We start from the raw sequence: 16,416 nt of genomic DNA, 5'->3' as shown, positions 1-16,416 counted from the left end.
CAGCGTCCACGTCAGCCGCGGGTGATGAACGGGGGTTGCAGTGTGCGGAGGACCACCAAGATCGGATTCGACCGCACCGCACCGAATTTCACGCCACCCACCGAGGTCACGTTCACCGTGCGCGGGCCGATCAGGTCGTGGTGGAAGATCAAGAACTGTGTCTCGAACCTTCCGTCGACGCCGACCGTGACCAGCCCCGGTGCGGAGATTCCCGCCGACCAGGCCGGTCGGACCACCGCGCCCGGCGGGAAGTCCGTTCCCCGCACCCGCGGGACGAAGCCGAGTGTGCCGATCTTCGGATCCAGCTCGACCACCGGCTGCCGGACCACCACACGCGCGTTCGCCGTGTTGTCCCCGGCGTCGTTGTCCGGCCCGGTCGTGCTCACCGTGCCGGACACCTGGCCCTCGAAGGCGGACTTCGCGGCCATTGAGATCCGGACAGCCACAGTCTGATCGGGGGCCAGCGTCCCGAGCGTGCAACTTCCGCCGCCCGGCACACATCCGGGTGCGGCCGAAGTCGCGGGAAGCTGCGGTGGCAGCTGGGTCACGAGCCGAACGTTCGGCATCGCGGCTTGGGAACCGTTGTGCACCAAGTACGTCAGCACCACGTCGTCACCGCCGACGAACAGCGGGACCGCCGAGACCGACATCCCGACCGACAAGGATCCGGGGGTCACCGGTGGCACCGGCTTCCCGGCGACCGTGACGACCGCGGTCGCGGAGTTGTCCCGCGCGTCCGCGTCATGGCCTGTAGTGGTGACCGTGCCGGTCGCCGCCTGTGTTCCGGCGGCCAGGCCGGTCGCGGTGAACCGCAGCCTGACCTCCTCGCCCGGCACCATCGTGCCAAACGCGCACACCAGTTCGGGCGTGCAGGTGCCCTTGGTGGTGAGGACCGTCGCCTGCCGCAGTCCGGCCGTCAGCCGGACGAAAAGCCCCACCTCCGGTGACGCGGTGACTCCACGGTTGGTGACGACGAACTCGAACGTGGTGAGCCCTTCGAACGGGATCGCGGCGGGCACGGCGGTCGCGCTCACGGCGAGGTCGGGAATCCGCTGGAACGCGGGCTGTGCGGCCCCGCCGGGGCCTTCGATCAGAGTCCGGCCGTCGCCGCCGGTGAACGGCACGATCGCGACCTGGGGCGGGGACTCGCCTGGGGAGTTCGTATAGGCGATGAGCCCGCCGTCCGGCGACCAGGCCGGATCGTCGACGAATCCCGCGCGCTGCACCAGGATCCGGCCCGGCCCGCCGTCGGCGGAAGCCACACAGATGAGCGCGTTGCCGCTCTGGAACGCCAGGGTGGCCCCGTCCGGCGAGACGTCCGCCGTTCCTTCCGCGCCGGCCCCGCACTCCGGCCCGAACTGTGCCGAAAGGTCACGCTGGTTTCCCGGCACGACGACGTCGGGCGACGGCTGGGTCAAGGCGACCTGCCACACCAGCTTCCGCCGGGTCTCCCCTGGCGGAGCGACCGCCATGACCGCGGTCTCGACGGCGGTGCCGTTCGTCCCGGTCGCCGTGCACGTCACCGTGGTGGCACCGACCGGGAACAGGCTGCCGGACAGGGGCGTACAGCTCGGATTCAGCGGGCTCCCGTTCGCGTCCACCGCGCTCACGGGATATTCGATCACCGTGGGACCGGTCCCGGTCACCGTCTGATCGTGCAGCGTGATCAGGGGCAGCGCCGGATCCTTGACGCGCACGGTGACGTTTTCGGTGTAGCCCGGCCGCACGGTGGTTTCCCCGTTCAACCGGAACTCCACGCGGCAGCGCAGAAGAGAACCCAGTGCGGCCGTCGAGGACACCGTCGCCGTCTCGACGAACCGCGCGTTCGTGCCGCCCGGAACACTTTGCGGGCCCGCGGGGTCGAACGTCATCGTGAGGCCCGGATCGCAGAAGCTCACCGGCTGGACGCCGACCGGGAGGTCACCGATGCCCGCGATGATCGCCTCCGAGATCCGGCCGGGGTCGGTTCCGGGCGTGAGGACACCGTTGGTCGCGTCGGTGATCGCGGTCGCCTGTCCCCGATAGTCGAGGCCTTGATCGCGCGCCCCGCTCGAGCCTCCGGTCACCGCGGGCACGGCCACCACGCTGATCTTCGCCGCGTTCAGTGCGGCGATCACCGCCGACCGGACCGCCGCCCGCGGGTCCGGTGGGTCTTCATGGCTCGCCGCGTCGCCGACCAGGACGAGGACCCGGCTGCTGCCCGGGCGGAAGGTGATGGCTCCGGTCGCGATCTTCTGCAGGGCCGGCAGCCAGTCCTCGGCGGTGTCTATGCCGCCGTCGGCCCTGATCCGCGCGAACGCGTCGGACAGCAGCTTCCGCTCGGCCTCGGTGCCCGCCGGGGTCAGCGGCTGCTGAACGTAGAACGACCGCGGGATGCGTGTGCCGCCTTCGGTCACGTCGTCGGGGTCGCGCGCGTCTCCGAACGCCGCGACCGCGAACCGTGCGTCCTTCTCCCGGTCCCGCACGCTGTCGATGACCTTGCCGAGGTTCGTCTTGACCTGCTCGATCACGCTGCCCATGGAGCCGGTCTGGTCCATCAGCAGGACGACATCCGGCAAAGACCGGATCCGGTCGGTCTGCACCGTCTTGCCGATCCGCGCCGAACCGCCCCGCCCGACCGGGACGTCCACCACCGGCGGGTCCACTCTGGACGGTCCCGGCGGCCCGACCCGGGTGGCGGCGCGGGTGAGCGTGATCTTCGTTCCGTCCGACGACCACACCGGCTGCGAATCGTCACCGCGCAGGTGCGCCGGGATCGGGATGTCGCCGAGAGGACGGCCGTCCGCGACACGCACGATCCGTACGAAACTGTCGGAACCTTCGCCCGCCGACACGGTCCGGGTGAACGCGATCTTCGTCGCGTCCGGCGACCACGCCGGGTGGCGCTCCCGCTTGCTGCCCCCGGCCCCACCGGTCAGCGGTCTCGGCGCGCCGCCGTCGCCGTTCGCCACGATGATCTGACTGTTCCGGGACTCACCGGTGCCGAATTCCGTGTAGGCCAGCGAAGTCCCGTCCGGTGAGAAGGCAGGATCGGCCTCGTCGGCGTCCGGCCGGTTCGTGAGATCGCGGCGGTCGCCGCCGCGCGCGTCCGCGCTCCAGATGTCGGTGGTGTCCCCACCCCGGAGTTCGGTGAACACCGGCCGCCCGTCGGCGCGGAAGGTCGGTTCGGTCTCGCCGACCGCGGACAGCGCGGAGATCACCGAGACCTGGCCGCCGGGCAGGGCGACCTGTTTGACGTCACCGAGCGGATCCGGCTGACGCGTGGTGAAGGCCAGCCGCGCGCCATCCGGCGACCACGCGGGCTCGGACGAGTCGCCGGGCTCCGGTACCGCCCGGGTGACCGCGCCGCCGGTGTCGGCCATGACCACGACATCCCCGGCCGGGTCGAATCTGGTGGTGGTGAACGCGATCCGGGAACCGGTGGGGGCCCAGGCGGGCTGGGTGTCCGCACCAGGGTCGTTGGTCAGGCGCGTCGGCGCGCCACCGCTCGCCGGCACGATGTGGAGGTCCCCGGCCGGATCCTCGGCGGTACTGCTGAACACGAGACGGCCGCCGTCGGGCGACCAGCTCGGCGAATCGTCCGCGGCCGGCCCGGAGGTCACCTGGCGCAGGCCGCGGCCGTCGACGCCGATCACGAAGATGTCCTTGCTCCCCGTGCGTTCCGAGACGAACGCGACCGACGAACCGTCAGGCGACAACGCCGGATGCGTGTCGGCGGTCGCGTCGTCGGTCAGGCGCACCGGAACCCGCGTGCCATCCCGCAGGTACCAGATCTCGCCGTCGCGTTCGGCACCATCGCGGACGGCCCGTTTGCTCACCCACACCAGGCCGCCTTTGCCCGCGGACGCGTCGGAATCGACGCCTCCCGCACCCGCGGGCAGTGCCGCCACCGCGCCCTCGCCGGTGGCCTGGAACAAGCCCGTCACCGCGGCGCTGACGTATCCGACCCGGTAGGGCACGGCGGAGGGTGCGGGCTGCTGCGCCGCGGTCGGCGCGAACACCCCGGTGATCGCCGCTCCGCCCAGCACCGCGACGAACGCGATCGCCGCCACCGCTCGGTTCGGGCGCATGGTCATCCAGTCCTTCCTCAGCCGGCCTCGAACAGCTCGATCTCGGAGATCGCGACGTCCATGCCGTCCAGCGAGCGATGCAGCCCGACCACGTGGAGCTCGACGCCGGTCGCTCCCGCGCTGTTCTCGATCGGGACTTCCTGGGCGTCCGGCGTGTCGGCCAGCACCATGTCGTAGGTCTTGCCGGTGGAGAACACGAGATGCAGGGTCTTCGGCCGGTGCGCGGCTTGGAAGTTCGCGCCGTTGCCGGAATGCACGATCGCCTTCCGCAGGTCCACCGGACGATCGAAGGTGAACACCAGCACGGGCTCGCCCTGGGCGGCCGCCGCCCAGAAGGTGTTCTTGGCGTTGTCGCTGACCAGGTTCCCCGGATGACCCGGCGACTGCACGCTCGCGGTCACCTTGCTCGGGCGTACCGGGTTCAGCTTCGTTTCGAAGATCCCCGTCGCCTGGTTCCACAGGCCGGCCGCGGCGGTGTCGATCGCACCCCGGAACGGCTGGTACAGCGCGTAGATCAGCGCCGAGAGCAGCAGCACCACCGCGATCATCCGGCGGACGACCTTGCCGGCGCGGCGTCGCGCGGCGCCGGCCCGGCCGACGCGGCGGCGGACGCCGTCCTTACCCGGACGCTCCCCTGCCTTGTGTTCCCGGGAGCGCCTGCTGAACAGCCGCCGCCACCATGAGGTCTTCACGACCTCCGACTCGGCCAGCGACGCGCCGCAACGGCCACAGAAGTTGCGGGTGGGCGCGTTGCCCTTGCCGCACCTCCCGCAGATCAGGTCGCCCGGATTGAGAATCTGCTCCTCGACCGTTTTCCGCGGCGGCTGCCGGACGGGAGCGAGCTGCTCGGCGGGCTGCACGAGCTGCTGCTGGGCGACCGGTTGGGGCACCGCGACGGGTTCCTCGTCGTCCCATTTCAGGTACCGTCCGCATTCGCCGCAGAACTCGACGTCGGCTGGGCCCTGATGCCCGCACTCGCGGTAAGTGACCATCCGCTACCCCTCCACCACTTCCACCGTGACGCGCACGTGGGCGGGCACCGCGTCCACGACCGTCGCCGTCAGCCGTCGTTCGTCGACCCGGTCCCGCTCGGGCACCCGCACGCGCACATGGACCCACGGCGGTCCCGGATCCGGGAGCGGCGCTCCGGGGTCCGGCGACGCCACGACGCCACCGCTGTCGGTCACCTCCACCGCGCCACCGGTCAGCAGCCGCACATGCTCGGCGAGCCCGCGCTGCGTACCGCGCCATCGATGCAGTTCGACCGACCGGATCACGAGTTCGCGCAGCCGGGCCGGGCTCCAGCCTTCGTCGACACGCAACGCCACCCAGTGCGCCAGCCAGCCGACGAAGTCCTCCGGCGCCAATTCCGGATCGAGGTAACCCGGAAAGTTGTCCAACGTGGCGAAGACCGGTGCGAGCACTTCGTCGAGAGCACCGGTGAAGCCTTGGACGAACCGGTCCTCGGCGTAGACCGAGGGTAGTTGCTCGCCGATCGGGTGCGGGCTCGGCAGCCCGGGCACGGCCGCTCTCATCCGTCACTCTCCCGGACCCGGACCTGGTGCCCGAACGAGAACGCGAGCGCGTGGGGCGGCAGGTCGAGCCGGTCGACCTGTTCGCCGCGTTCCCGCGTGACCGGATTGGCCGCGAACAGGCGGACGTCCTCGACCAGCTCGACACCGGGAAGCCGTTGCAGCACCGCGAAGACCTCGCCCGACTGCACCGGCCGCCCGAACGGCCAGCCATCGCCGTCCGGCCCGCCGGTGAGCGGGTTGAAGTAGTCGTAGAGCGCCTGCGTCGCCCGCGGGCCGAGGGTGCCGGGGCTGGTCCGGCGGCGCGATCTCAGCCGGGCGACGACCGTGACCCCGTGGTAGAACGGCGCTTCCACGGACACGAGGGCGCCGACACAGCGGCGTTCGTCCAGATACCGCTCGATCCGCGTTCGCATCCCGGGGTCGAGCATCAGCGTCGCGAACTTCAGCTCGCCGGCGTCGGGAACGGCGGGCACGACGAGGACGCGGATCGCGCCGGTCTCGCGGCCGTCGGCGCCGTGCGCGGGCACACAGCGCACCCTCGCCGCCTCGGGCGCCGCTTCGCGCGCGAGCTGTTCGTAGTCCTCGGCGGTGACGGCGCGGTCGCGGGTGCGCAGCAGCAGCGGGCCGCGGACCGCCGCGTCCCGCACCGACTCGCCGTCCACCCCGCCGGTCGCCGGCCGCCGGTTCACCACGGAGCTGACGAACGGGATCGGATCCCGTTGCACCTCGAGTACTTCGCGGGCGACGTTCCCCCGCCGCCCGCCACCGGCCCGGTAGGCGGGCACCCGGATCGCGGCGGCCTTGGCCGGAACGGCGCCGTAGTACCGGATGCCGCCTTCGGGCTGGCGCACGGCCGGACCGAACGCGATCTCACCGGCGACCCGGTCGAGCTGGACGTGCCGGTCGTCCGGCCCCGACTCGGCGAACGAGGACACCTCGGTCCACTCCTGCCAGCCGCCGGGCCCGGACACCTCCACGGTCAGCTCGTCCCCGCCGGCGACCACCGGACGCCGTCCGAGCGGGAACCGCTGTCCGGGCAGACCGTCCGAGGTGCCCACGACCTCGCCGCGCACGACCTCGGCGTGCACCGCACCGGCCGTGCCGCCGATGGTCGACGCCTCGACCGAGCGCAGCCGCGGCGACCGCTGGAAGAACGGCTGATGCTGCTTCGGTTCCGTCAACCGGCACCGGATCCAGCCCGCGTGCCTGCCGGCGAGCATCGACTCGGTGTGCCCCGGCGGCACGTGCAGGACGACGTCCCCGGGCCGGTTGAACGCGCCTGTGCTGTCCCGGTCGACCTCACCGCCGGTCCAGCCGTGCCCGTCCCATGCCTCCCACACCCACGGCGGGTCGCGCGGATCGACGCCTTGCCCCTCGACATCGCAGTCCATCCGCAGCAGCACCGCGCAGCCGGGCACGGCGTCCGACAGTCCGAAGTAGACGGTATCGCCGGGCGCGGGGCTTTCGCCGAAACACGCGGGTGCGCCGCCGACGAGCAGGTCGTCGGTGCGGTCGAGCTGCGGCACGCCGGTGTCGGCCTTGCCGGTCGCCAGGCCCGTGAGCGAACACGGCACGATCGTCAGGGTTCGCTCCACGGTGAACACGACGGGCTCCTCGACCTCGTCGCGCACACTCGCGACCTGGTTCCCCGCGGGGACGACCACCGGGACGTCGCGCGCCGCCGAGAGCCAGAACGTCACGTCGGCGCTCGCGGCGGCCGGCGGGAACAGGCGCACGCCGATGAGGTCGAGGAACCGCAGGTAATGCAGGTCCGGCACCCGGTTGAGCCGGTAGAGCACCTGGTCGACCATCTGCGCGAACGTTTCGATCAACGTCACGCCGGGGTCGGAGACGTTGTGGTCCGTCCATTCCGGACAGTTCCGCTGGACGAGGTGTTTGGCTTCGTCGACCAGGTCCTGGAACCGGCGGTCGTCGAGGTTCGGCATGGGCAGCGACATCACACACCGTCCTCAGTGGACTCGTGCGGCGGGATGACGTAGAACGGGAAGACCAGGTTGCGCGGGTCGTTGGTCCCGCGCAGGTGGTACTTGATGTCGATCAGCAGCGTGCCGCGCTCGGCCTCGGAGAAACCGACCACGACGTCGGTGACCGTGATCCGCGGTTCCCACCGCTCCAGCGAAGTGCGCACCTCGTAGGCGATCTGCCCGGCGGTGGCCGAGTCCGCGGGCGCGAACACGAGATCGTGCACCGCACAGCCGAACTCCGGACGCATCGGCCGTTCACCGGGGGCGGTGGCCAGTATCAACCGGATGCTCTCGACGACCTCGCGTTCGCCGCCGACCAGCGCGATCGAACCCGTCGCGTCGGTGCGCACCGGGAACGCCAGTCCACTGCCGAGAAAGTCTTCCATCGGCACAGCCACTTCAGCCTCCGATCAGGACGGTCGGGCAGCCCACGACGATCGGCGCGCCGCAGGCGGCCAGGTCTCCCATGCGCGCCGCGGGCAGGCCGCCGATCAGCACCGTCGGGCAGCCCGGCGGCGCGACCGGCGTCGGCGGATGCACCGCGGGCGGCGGGAACGAGCAGGTGTGCAGCGTGCCGACGGTGGCGGCGGGCATCCCGCCGATGAGCACGGTCGGCACACCGGGTCCGGCGATGACGCCCGGGTGCCCGGTCGGATCGCCGACCCTCGCGGCTGGTGGCATGCCCATTCCCCCTCAGTTGATCTTGACCACGCTGCCACGCACGGTCACGATGCCGCTCGCGGTCAGCTCCGCCTGGCCCTGCCCCTTGACCGAAACCGTCGCGCCTTCGACCTTCACGCCCGCCGTGCCCGACAGCTTCAGTTCGCCGCTCGCCTCGACGCTCGCCTCGGTCGCCGACTTCACGGAAACCTTCTGGCCCTTGAGCTCCAGCGGACCGCTGCCCGCGTCGATTCTCACCCCGTTCCGCGCCTTCACCGTGACGCCCTTGCCGCTGGTCACTTCGATCATCTGGTTCTTCTGGTCGAGCTTGACCACCAGCTTCCCGTCCCCGGAGGCGACGATGATCCCGTCCTGTTCGGCGAATTCGAGCTTGTGTCCCTTGCGGGAGACGAAGCCTCGTACGGAGATCTCACCGCTGTTGCCGTCGATCGGCGGCGCGGTGAACTTCGGGACCGCGTCTACGCCGTTATACAACCCGCCCAGTACGTACGGGGCCTCGAAGTCGCCTTGCTCGAAGCCCACGAGCACCTCGTCGCCGACCTCGGACAGGACCATCGCGCCCCGGCCCTTCCCGGCGCCGGGTTGCACCGTGCGTGCCCAGTTGCTGGTGAAGTCCTGATCCAGCCAGGGAAAGGTCAGCTTGACCCGGCCGAGCCCGGCGGGATCCTTCGCGTCACTGACCACCGCGGGCACCACTCCGGGCCATGCCGATGCCCTGGGGCCGCCGGCGACCAGCCCGTAGAGCGAGCGTTCCTGCCTGCCGGAGACGGCGAACTCGGTGGTGTAGCCGACTTCCGCGTTGAACAGGTGCCGGGTACTGGTGAGCGTGTACTTGCCGGCGAACGGCTTGCCGACGCCGGTCAGCGTCACCGCCGCGCCCGCCCGGAGCTTCGGGTTGCCCTTGGCCACCCCGTCGAGTTCGGTGCAGGCGCCGCCGAGCCGTTCGGACAGCGCGATCGCCGCCGCCTTGACCTCGGCTTGGGTCCGCCGCGGCCTGTCGGCCAAGACGTATTTGGGGCTGGAGAACTTGTTCGCGAGCGCGACCGGGTCGACGCCCTCGACCTCGGTTCCCGCGTTCTTCGGCTTTTCGACGGCCACCACGGCTTTCTTCGTTTCGACGTCCCAGCCGCGGGCCTCGACCTCGGGCACCTGCTCGGCGGCGGTGACGCTGGCGCGCAGGCTGACCAGGGTCCGGTGCGCTTCGAGGACCAAGGGATCGGTGTTGGCCTTCGCGGTGGTGGCGGGTGCGGCCGAAGGCTTCTCCGGGAGCCTGAAGTCCAGCGCGCCACCGCGCACCGCGATCTGGGCGCCGACCGACTCCGCCAGCCGGGACAGGAACTCCCAATCGCTGACGTTGTCCTGGCTGAACTGCGTATGGGGGCGCCCGCCGACTCCGGGGACCGGATCGATCTTGCCGACCTTCAGTCCCGCCCGCCGGGTCACCTTCGTGACGACGTCGGCGAGGCTCATCCCCGGGTAGACCGCGACCCGACGGCCGCGGAACAGCCGGTGCGCGTGGTCGTAGCCGCGCACCTCGGTGAAGGTGCCGATCCGGTCGAGGTCGATCGCGACCGCGGTGACCTCGCCGGAAAGCAATTCCTGCGGCGCTTCGGGATCGGAGGTCTGCACCTTCAGCTTGATCTCCGCACCGACCGTGAACTTCCCCTTGTCCAGCACCACGTGCCCGGAGTCGCGGAAGCGCAGGACGAACATGTCCGGCAGGTTCCGGCTGTCGTCGACGTAGGCGTGCGAGAGCAGCGTTTTCACGTCGTCGGGCAGCGGACCGCCGGCGACCTCGACGATGAGGTTGTTCGCGAAACTCTCGTTAGCCATCGAGTTCCTCCAGCGCCGGCACGAGCAGCCGGGTACCGGGCCGCAGCCGCATCGGGTCGTCGATGTCGTTGGCGTCGGCGATCTCGCGCCACTTCCCCGCGTCGCCATAGGCACGGAACGCCACCGCCTGCAGGGAGTCGCCGGCGACGAACACGTGGGTGTCCCGTGCCGCGAGCGCACCCGAGGTCGGGTTCTGGCCGCTCAGTTCACCGGCGATCTCCTCCAGGTTCACCGTGCACACCGCGCGCACCGGCGTGCCCGACGGCGTGAACAGCGTGTACTTCGCGGTGACGCCGGCGACATAGGCGGGGAAGCCGGTCATGCCGCCCCATTTGAAGATCACCCACGGCGGCGAACCCTTGCCGTGCTGGCGGCTTTCCTCGGTGGCGACGCAGCAGGTGAAGAGCTGCTCGACCTTCTTGACGACGGCGTCGTCCATCTTGTCGGTGGCATCGAGGAACATCTCCAGCGCGAGTTTGCACGGATCCGAGCCCTTGAACTCGGGTGGTCCGCTCTTCTTCGCGTTGCGCTGCGGATCACGGCCCCATTTGGCGTTCTTGGTGAGCGAGAGTTCCTTGGGGTTGAACTGGAACTTGATGTCGAACAGCTTGGCGCCGGGTTGCCCGGTGCCACCGGACTGCGGGGGTTTGCGCACTTCGAGCAGGGCGCGCTGGAGATTGTTCGGCGCCGGTTCGCCGGAACCGTACGCGGCGGGTGGCTGCGACCCCGCGGAGGTGAACGTGACAGGCGAGGACATGGCTAGCCCTTCTTCGCCGGGCTGAGAAAGCCGTGGTGGGCCAGTTCGAGGGTCTCGGTGGCGACCTTCGGCGAGTCGGGTGAAAGTTGCGGCCCGCTCCAGCGCACGGGGACGACACCCTCCAGCGACCAGCTGGCGATCACCGTGCCTTCGAGGGTGCGGGCTTCGATGGTCGCGGTCTTGCGTTCGATGCCGCCCGCCATGTCGGCGAACCACTTCGTGATCTGCGAGCTGGCTTCGGTGACCGGGCGGGAGAGCTTGACGTTGGAGTACTTGATCCGCGTCGGGAGCTGCCAGACCATGCCGTTGTTCCCGCCCTCTTCCCGCTGCTCCATGACGAACTCGCAGCCCAGTCCGTCGCAACTGCTGAAGGCGCCGAGATTGCCGAGGTTCTTGTCGTCGAGCTTGACGACGTAGCAAACGGCGACGGCTTCTTCCGCGTCCGGCATCGGCTTCTCCTTCAGTGCGGGCGATCGGTGAGCGCGCCGCGGCGCTCACGGTCGAGGCGGAGTTCGGTCTTCAGCCGCCGGAGCAGCGGGTCGAAAAGCTTCTTGACGAGTTCCTCGGTCCCCGGCTGCGCGGCCGGTGCCGCCGAAGGTGTCGCAGGGGGCTCTGGCGCCGGGACAGGTGGGGCGTCGGGCGCCGGCGGTGGTGTTTCCGGCTCGCGCTGGACGACCGCGGTCTCGGCTTGGCGCGGCAGGACGACGGCCGGCGAGCTGAGCACCAAGCCGTCGCCCTGGTCGACGGTCTCGCTCGAAGCGGTGCGCTGCACGAGGCGCCGAACGTCCATTGTGGATTTCCGGACGTTCAGGCCGTCAGGCACGGCTTCGGGGATCCTCGCCACCGGTAACGGTCCGGGAAGTCCAGGTCTCCCCGCGCTCACGAGGGCGCCACTGTTCGGCTCGGACAGGTATGGAGCCGGTTCGACGTCATCGGTGCTTCTCGCGACCGGAAGCACCGCGGGCGGCAGGTGTAAGACTCCGGCGTCTTCCCGTCGAGCGACCGGCGGCACCGTGACCGTCTCGACCGCGGGCGTCTCCGAGACAGGCGGGCTCGGCTGGTGGAAGCGCTGGATCGTCGCCCGTGTCGAGCCGTCCAGGACACGGGCGGACGGCAGCGGGCTCGTGACCCGCGGTGCCTCGATCACGCGGGACACGGACAGTTCCGGTAATGCCGTGGCAGCACTGGCCCCGCCCGTCAAGGCGGTCCAGGCGGCGAGGGTCGGCCTGCTCGCCACCGGCGTTCTGAACGGCTGGGTCACCGCCTCCGGTACGGGTGCGGTCACGCTGCCCGTCCCGTCGACGATCCGTGCCACCGGCAGCGGTGATGTCGCGGTCGCCGCTGCCGGTGCCGGGTGCTCAGCGCCGCCCGGCGCCCCAGGCGGCGCTGAGATTTCCTTTGTCGTGGTGTGGATCCGCGTCGATTCGAGCGGCTGGATGGTGGTGCTGGGGGAAGATCGCGACAACGTGACCGTCGGCAGGCTCGATGGCGGTTCGCTCATCCGCGTGTCTCCCGCCGTCTCCCCCGGCAAGTCACTCTGGCGCAGGCGCTGCACAGGCTTCGGAACCGGCTTTTGAACCGAAGCCCCGGACAGCGGCACGTCCTGGTGTTTCGGCGACGGGAGCTCCAGAGCCGGTTCGCTCGCCGCACGCTGGATCGCCATCGATGTGGAACTCCGAGACTCGGACGGCGGATTCCGCTCCTCGCCCGCCACGATCCGGGCCACCGGCCGCGGTACCTCATCCGGCACCGCCGCCGAGGTCTCATCGGCCGTCGACGGGGGAAGCACCGTGGTTTCGACGGCTCCCGCCAGTGGTGCGTCCACCTCGGCAACCTTGTCTTCGACCTCTGGCTCGCCCGCGACACCGTCCGGCTCGGCGACCGGCTCGGCGACCGGGAGAACCGGAGCCGGGGTCTGGTCTGAGTCCGGCAGGATCGGCGCGCCGAGTCCCAGCCGCCGCGGGACCGCGTGGATCTGTTCGGTCCGCTGGACGACCGGAAGTGCTGGCCGCGACGGTTCGGCCGACGACGGGGTCGCCACCTCCGAGGCGGGTGGCTCCGCGGGAAGCGAGTCCGGCGTCCGGACCGGCACGGTCTCGAACGGCTCGGCTTCGGTCAGGTCGGGCTCCGGCGCCATCGAGGACGCCATCGAGTCGGGCGTGGGCACGATCGGGCCGTGGTCAGGCTCGGAAGCGTCGGCCAACGGCCGTCCGGCGGGCATCGGAGCGAGTTCGGCCGCGGGATCCGGCGTGTGGAGCGGCGAGCCCGGGGTTTCCGACCGGATCGCCTGGACCGCCCTCACCGGCGGGCGCGCCGAAAGCACCGACGGACCGACGGACGTCAACGGCATCGATGGCCGGTCGGCTTCACGCGAAGCCACCGCGACGACCGGCAGCACGAACGCGGCGCTCGGCTCGGAAACCGGGCTCGGTTCCGGTGGCAACGCCTCGTCCGGCGACGGCTCCTCGTAGGGCTGCACGGTCGCGGCCAAGGGAGCGGATTCCGGTTCAGGGGCAGGGCTTTCAAGGGCAGGGCTTTCGGCCACCGGAGCAGCCGGTTCGGCAGCGCGCTGCACCGACATCCCCCACAGGCGTGACAGCACGCCACGCCTGCGGACCGACCGCTGCACCACAGGCATATCCGGCGCGTGCGCCCCGGCCGCCTGTGTCATCGGAGCCCGCGCGAGTCCACCGATGACCCCCGCGGGCTCCGCCGGACCGACCCGATGGCCCAGCGGCTCCAGGTAGCCCGGGCTCTGCCAGGACGTCAACGAGGAACTGAAGCGCTGCACCGGGTTGATCAGCGGATGCTCGGCGACGACGCGCTGGATCGGCGGCAGGCTCCGCCATTCGGCACGGGTCACCGGCAGCGCGGCCGGTCCCGATGGCGGCGATTCCGGGGGCGAGCCCGGCTCCTTCCTGCGCCACGTCCACATCGGAGTGTCACCGTCCCTCGCTCATCCGGGTGTTGATGCGGGCGATCTCGGCGACGTAGGTCAACCGGTCGTGGTGTTCGAGGTCGAGAATGTCGTCGAGCGACCAATGCAGGTGGTAGGCGACGTACGCGACTTCCTCGTGCAGCCGTCCGGCCGCGTACGTCACGATTCCCCCAGGCGGCCACCGGCCACGTCGACGACGAATTCGTGGCCGCACTCCGGACAGGCGACACCCGCCCGCGTATGGCCTTCACTGTTGACCCGCCGGTACATGTCCTGCAGGAACGCCAGATCCGAAGCGAACAGGTTCTCGATGACCCCGGCGTGCACATCGGTCACGTCGCCGATCCTGGTGATTACCCGCGCCAGCAGCACTACCGTGAGAAAGGCCGAGTTCTCCCGGACCCGGTCGTCTCGCAGCGGGACGAGCTCGTCCCGCGCGGTCGCCAGCCGCATCACCCCGGAGTGGTGCACCTTTCCCGCGTCGTCGACGTACCCGCGCGGGAGTTCGAACGCGAACTCGGTCCGCAGTTGCGGCCGGGCCTGTGCTTCCGGCACGACGGGGGCTTCCTCGGCCGGCGCCGACGCCATCACCCTGCGCATGGGCTCACTCGACTTCCATCTGCTCGTAGGTGACCACGAGCTTCTCGGTGAGCACACTGGTGTCGCCCGCCTTCAGCGCGCCGATCTCCAGGCTCTTCGGCCACGCGTTGGTGAGCTTGTAGCGCTTGAGCGGGGTGCCTTCGTAGTCGTAGACGATGATCGCGCCACCCTTACGGGCGGAACCCATTTTGCCGAAGTGCGCGTCCTTGACCCATTTCTCGAAGCTGCTGTCCTCGGTCAGACCGCGGGTGAGCGTCACCTCGCCCGCTTTCGGGCGACCGGGGAGCTTCTTGATGACGTACTTGCCGTCCACGGTGTTCTGCTTGAGCTCGATGACGTCCTGCTCCATCTTCAGTCCGGAGACCTCGGAGATCTGCTTGATCTGAACGCCGTCGATCTCGAGCCCGAACGAGCAGCCGACGGCCTTGTCAAGATCGGGAAGTGCCATTTCGGAGCCCTTTCACTATTCGTTGACCAGGCTGGTGCCGCCGGACATCTGGGCCAGCCGGAAGATCACGAACTCCGCCGGTTTCACCGGCGCGATGCCCACTTCGCAGATCACCTGGCCGAGATCGATCCCCTCGGCCGGGTTGGTCTCCCGGTCGCACTTCACGAAGAAGGCCTCGTCGGGCGTGAGGCCGAACAGCGCGCCCTTGCGCCACTCCATCACCAGGAAAGCGCTGATCGTGCGCCGGATGCGGGCCCACAGCGCGTCGTCGTTCGGCTCGAACACGACCCACTGGGTGCCGTTGAGGATCGATTCCTCGAGGTAATTGAACAGCCGCCGCACATTGAGGTAGCGCCACGCCGGGTCACTCGACAACGTCCGCGCACCCCAGATCCGGATACCCTTGCCCGCGAAGGAGCGCACACAGTTCACGCCGATCGGGTTGAGCAGCTCCTGCTCCGCCTTGGTCAGATGCGTCTCGAGCGCCAGCACCCCGCGGACGACCTCGTTCGCCGGCGCCTTGTGGACACCGCGAGTCGCGTCGGTGCGTGCCCACACCCCCGCCATGTATCCGCTCGGCGGCACGTAGGTGTTGGTCCCGCTGGCGGCGTCGAGCACCTGCACCCACGGGTAGTACAGCGCCGCGTACTTCGAGTCGTACCCGGCTTGGTCCATCCGCCAGGAGCGGATCTCCTGCGGGGTGAGCCCGGGCGGCGGGTCGACGATCGCCATCCGGTCCCCCATCAGCTCGCAGTGCGCGATCATCGCCAGCTGGACGGCCTTGACCCCGTCGAGGTCGATCAGGTCACGCTGGTGGGCGGCCATCAGGTCCGGCACCGCGACCATGGTGATCTCGTCGATCGCCTCCAAGCCACCGAAACCGGTGCGGTCGGCGACGTCGCCGACATAGTCGTCGGCCGCGATGCGCCGCGGGACGGGCGGTGGCTGCGGCGGCTCGGTGAGCACGGCGGTGCCACGGTCCGGCTTCGCCACCGCGCCACCGGTCGCGAGCTCTTCGATCGTGATGAAGCTGGACTTCTCGCGCACCGACGTGACGACGTTCTCCTTGGTGCGCTTGGTGGTCACGTTGTGGGTCTCGACGACCTTGCCGTCCTTCTTGACGAGCACGGTGAACCGGTCGTCGCCGGCGTTTTCCCCGGTCGGTTCCGTGACCTCGACGGTGAGCTCACTCGCCTGTCCACCAGCCGGGAGCTCCTTCGCGACGAAGCGGTAGCCACCGAGCACTGCCTGGCGCGTCGGCTCCTTCGGCGCCGCGCCGTTGGCCCTGTCGTCGCCCCGGGGACCGCCGATGCGGACGATGTAGCAGTTGGCGCCGCCGTTGAGGAAATAGCCGTAGACCGATTGGGCCAGATAGCAGCCTTCGACGAAGTCGCCGAAGGTCTGGGTGAACTGGGTCCAGTTGGACACCAGGGTGGGAGTGTTGAAGGGACCGTCCGCCGCGAAACCGACGAAGGCGGCCACGGCGGTGCCCACGCCCTCGATCGGCCGGGCGCCCGCCTCGACCTCCTCGACGTACACACCCGGCGTGAGATAGGTGGGCATGCGTGC

The 16,416-nt window shown here is 70.2% G+C and carries 14 protein-coding genes; all 14 read right to left on the bottom strand.

The annotated features are described in order from the left end of the window. Positions 1-11 precede the first annotated feature (11 nt). The 14 genes from IE302_RS00485 to IE302_RS00420 are packed head-to-tail and all read right to left on the bottom strand — an operon-like array spanning position 12 to position 16,410. On the bottom strand, positions 12-4,076 hold the full coding sequence (locus IE302_RS00485; RefSeq protein WP_229907521.1) for a VWA domain-containing protein: 4,065 nt from the start codon (positions 4,074-4,076) through the stop codon (positions 12-14). Positions 4,077-4,087: 11 nt separating this feature from the next. Next, a complete protein-coding gene (locus tag IE302_RS00480) occupies positions 4,088-5,062 on the bottom strand; it encodes a zinc ribbon domain-containing protein (RefSeq protein ID WP_191250602.1) in 975 nt (324 codons plus the stop codon). Between the two features lie 3 nt (positions 5,063-5,065). After that, positions 5,066-5,605: a phage tail protein gene (locus tag IE302_RS00475; protein ID WP_191250600.1), complete on the bottom strand. Its 540-nt coding sequence runs from the start codon at positions 5,603-5,605 to the stop codon at positions 5,066-5,068. Next, the gene (locus IE302_RS00470) at positions 5,602-7,563 is read right to left on the bottom strand and encodes a putative baseplate assembly protein (protein WP_191250598.1); all 1,962 of its coding nucleotides are present in this window, start codon (positions 7,561-7,563) and stop codon (positions 5,602-5,604) included. The genes IE302_RS00475 and IE302_RS00470 overlap by 4 nt, the downstream gene beginning before the upstream one ends. Further along, positions 7,563-7,976: a GPW/gp25 family protein gene (locus IE302_RS00465; RefSeq protein WP_191252995.1), complete on the bottom strand. Its 414-nt coding sequence runs from the start codon at positions 7,974-7,976 to the stop codon at positions 7,563-7,565. Before IE302_RS00465 ends, IE302_RS00470 begins: the two co-directional genes overlap by 1 nt. A gap of 13 nt (positions 7,977-7,989) precedes the next feature. Beyond that, positions 7,990-8,271, bottom strand: a complete 282-nt coding sequence (locus IE302_RS00460; protein WP_191250596.1) for a PAAR domain-containing protein — start codon at positions 8,269-8,271, stop codon at positions 7,990-7,992. A gap of 12 nt (positions 8,272-8,283) precedes the next feature. After that, entirely contained in the window at positions 8,284-10,104 is a 1,821-nt protein-coding gene (locus IE302_RS00455) for a VgrG-related protein (protein WP_191250594.1), read from the bottom strand. Then, positions 10,097-10,861, bottom strand: a complete 765-nt coding sequence (locus IE302_RS00450) for a CIS tube protein (RefSeq protein WP_191250592.1) — start codon at positions 10,859-10,861, stop codon at positions 10,097-10,099. The genes IE302_RS00455 and IE302_RS00450 overlap by 8 nt, the downstream gene beginning before the upstream one ends. A 2-nt stretch (positions 10,862-10,863) precedes the next feature. Then, positions 10,864-11,310, bottom strand: a complete 447-nt coding sequence (locus IE302_RS00445; RefSeq protein WP_191250590.1) for a phage tail protein — start codon at positions 11,308-11,310, stop codon at positions 10,864-10,866. 11 nt (positions 11,311-11,321) lie between these two features. Beyond that, positions 11,322-13,796: a hypothetical protein gene (locus IE302_RS00440; RefSeq protein WP_191250588.1), complete on the bottom strand. Its 2,475-nt coding sequence runs from the start codon at positions 13,794-13,796 to the stop codon at positions 11,322-11,324. A gap of 7 nt (positions 13,797-13,803) precedes the next feature. Then, on the bottom strand, positions 13,804-13,962 hold the full coding sequence (locus IE302_RS00435; RefSeq protein WP_016333592.1) for a DUF6760 family protein: 159 nt from the start codon (positions 13,960-13,962) through the stop codon (positions 13,804-13,806). After that, positions 13,959-14,399, bottom strand: coding sequence for a hypothetical protein (locus IE302_RS00430; RefSeq protein ID WP_191250586.1), 441 nt, complete (start codon positions 14,397-14,399; stop codon positions 13,959-13,961). The genes IE302_RS00435 and IE302_RS00430 overlap by 4 nt, the downstream gene beginning before the upstream one ends. A 4-nt stretch (positions 14,400-14,403) precedes the next feature. Further along, positions 14,404-14,847 (bottom strand): phage tail protein, encoded by a 444-nt coding sequence (locus IE302_RS00425; protein WP_191250584.1) that lies wholly within the window; start codon positions 14,845-14,847, stop codon positions 14,404-14,406. A gap of 15 nt (positions 14,848-14,862) precedes the next feature. After that, positions 14,863-16,410, bottom strand: a complete 1,548-nt coding sequence (locus IE302_RS00420) for a phage tail sheath family protein (protein ID WP_191250582.1) — start codon at positions 16,408-16,410, stop codon at positions 14,863-14,865. Between the last annotated feature and the right edge of the window lie 6 nt (positions 16,411-16,416).

It is taken from the genome of Amycolatopsis oliviviridis, assembly GCF_014654365.1.
GTDB classification, from domain to species: domain Bacteria; phylum Actinomycetota; class Actinomycetes; order Mycobacteriales; family Pseudonocardiaceae; genus Amycolatopsis; species Amycolatopsis oliviviridis.
Note: the sequence above shows the minus strand (reverse complement) of the source record. Positions and strands in the feature narration are given on the sequence as shown.

Coding starts and splice junctions, on each gene's coding strand:
- IE302_RS00485 (WP_229907521.1), bottom strand. CDS start 4,076: ATGACCATGCGCCCGAACCGAGCGGTGGCGGCGATCGCGTTCGTCGCG.
- IE302_RS00480 (WP_191250602.1), bottom strand. CDS start 5,062: ATGGTCACTTACCGCGAGTGCGGGCATCAGGGCCCAGCCGACGTCGAG.
- IE302_RS00475 (WP_191250600.1), bottom strand. CDS start 5,605: ATGAGAGCGGCCGTGCCCGGGCTGCCGAGCCCGCACCCGATCGGCGAG.
- IE302_RS00470 (WP_191250598.1), bottom strand. CDS start 7,563: ATGTCGCTGCCCATGCCGAACCTCGACGACCGCCGGTTCCAGGACCTG.
- IE302_RS00465 (WP_191252995.1), bottom strand. CDS start 7,976: ATGGAAGACTTTCTCGGCAGTGGACTGGCGTTCCCGGTGCGCACCGAC.
- IE302_RS00460 (WP_191250596.1), bottom strand. CDS start 8,271: ATGCCACCAGCCGCGAGGGTCGGCGATCCGACCGGGCACCCGGGCGTC.
- IE302_RS00455 (WP_191250594.1), bottom strand. CDS start 10,104: ATGGCTAACGAGAGTTTCGCGAACAACCTCATCGTCGAGGTCGCCGGC.
- IE302_RS00450 (WP_191250592.1), bottom strand. CDS start 10,861: ATGTCCTCGCCTGTCACGTTCACCTCCGCGGGGTCGCAGCCACCCGCC.
- IE302_RS00445 (WP_191250590.1), bottom strand. CDS start 11,310: ATGCCGGACGCGGAAGAAGCCGTCGCCGTTTGCTACGTCGTCAAGCTC.
- IE302_RS00440 (WP_191250588.1), bottom strand. CDS start 13,796: ATGTGGACGTGGCGCAGGAAGGAGCCGGGCTCGCCCCCGGAATCGCCG.
- IE302_RS00430 (WP_191250586.1), bottom strand. CDS start 14,399: ATGCGCAGGGTGATGGCGTCGGCGCCGGCCGAGGAAGCCCCCGTCGTG.
- IE302_RS00425 (WP_191250584.1), bottom strand. CDS start 14,847: ATGGCACTTCCCGATCTTGACAAGGCCGTCGGCTGCTCGTTCGGGCTC.
- IE302_RS00420 (WP_191250582.1), bottom strand. CDS start 16,410: ATGCCCACCTATCTCACGCCGGGTGTGTACGTCGAGGAGGTCGAGGCG.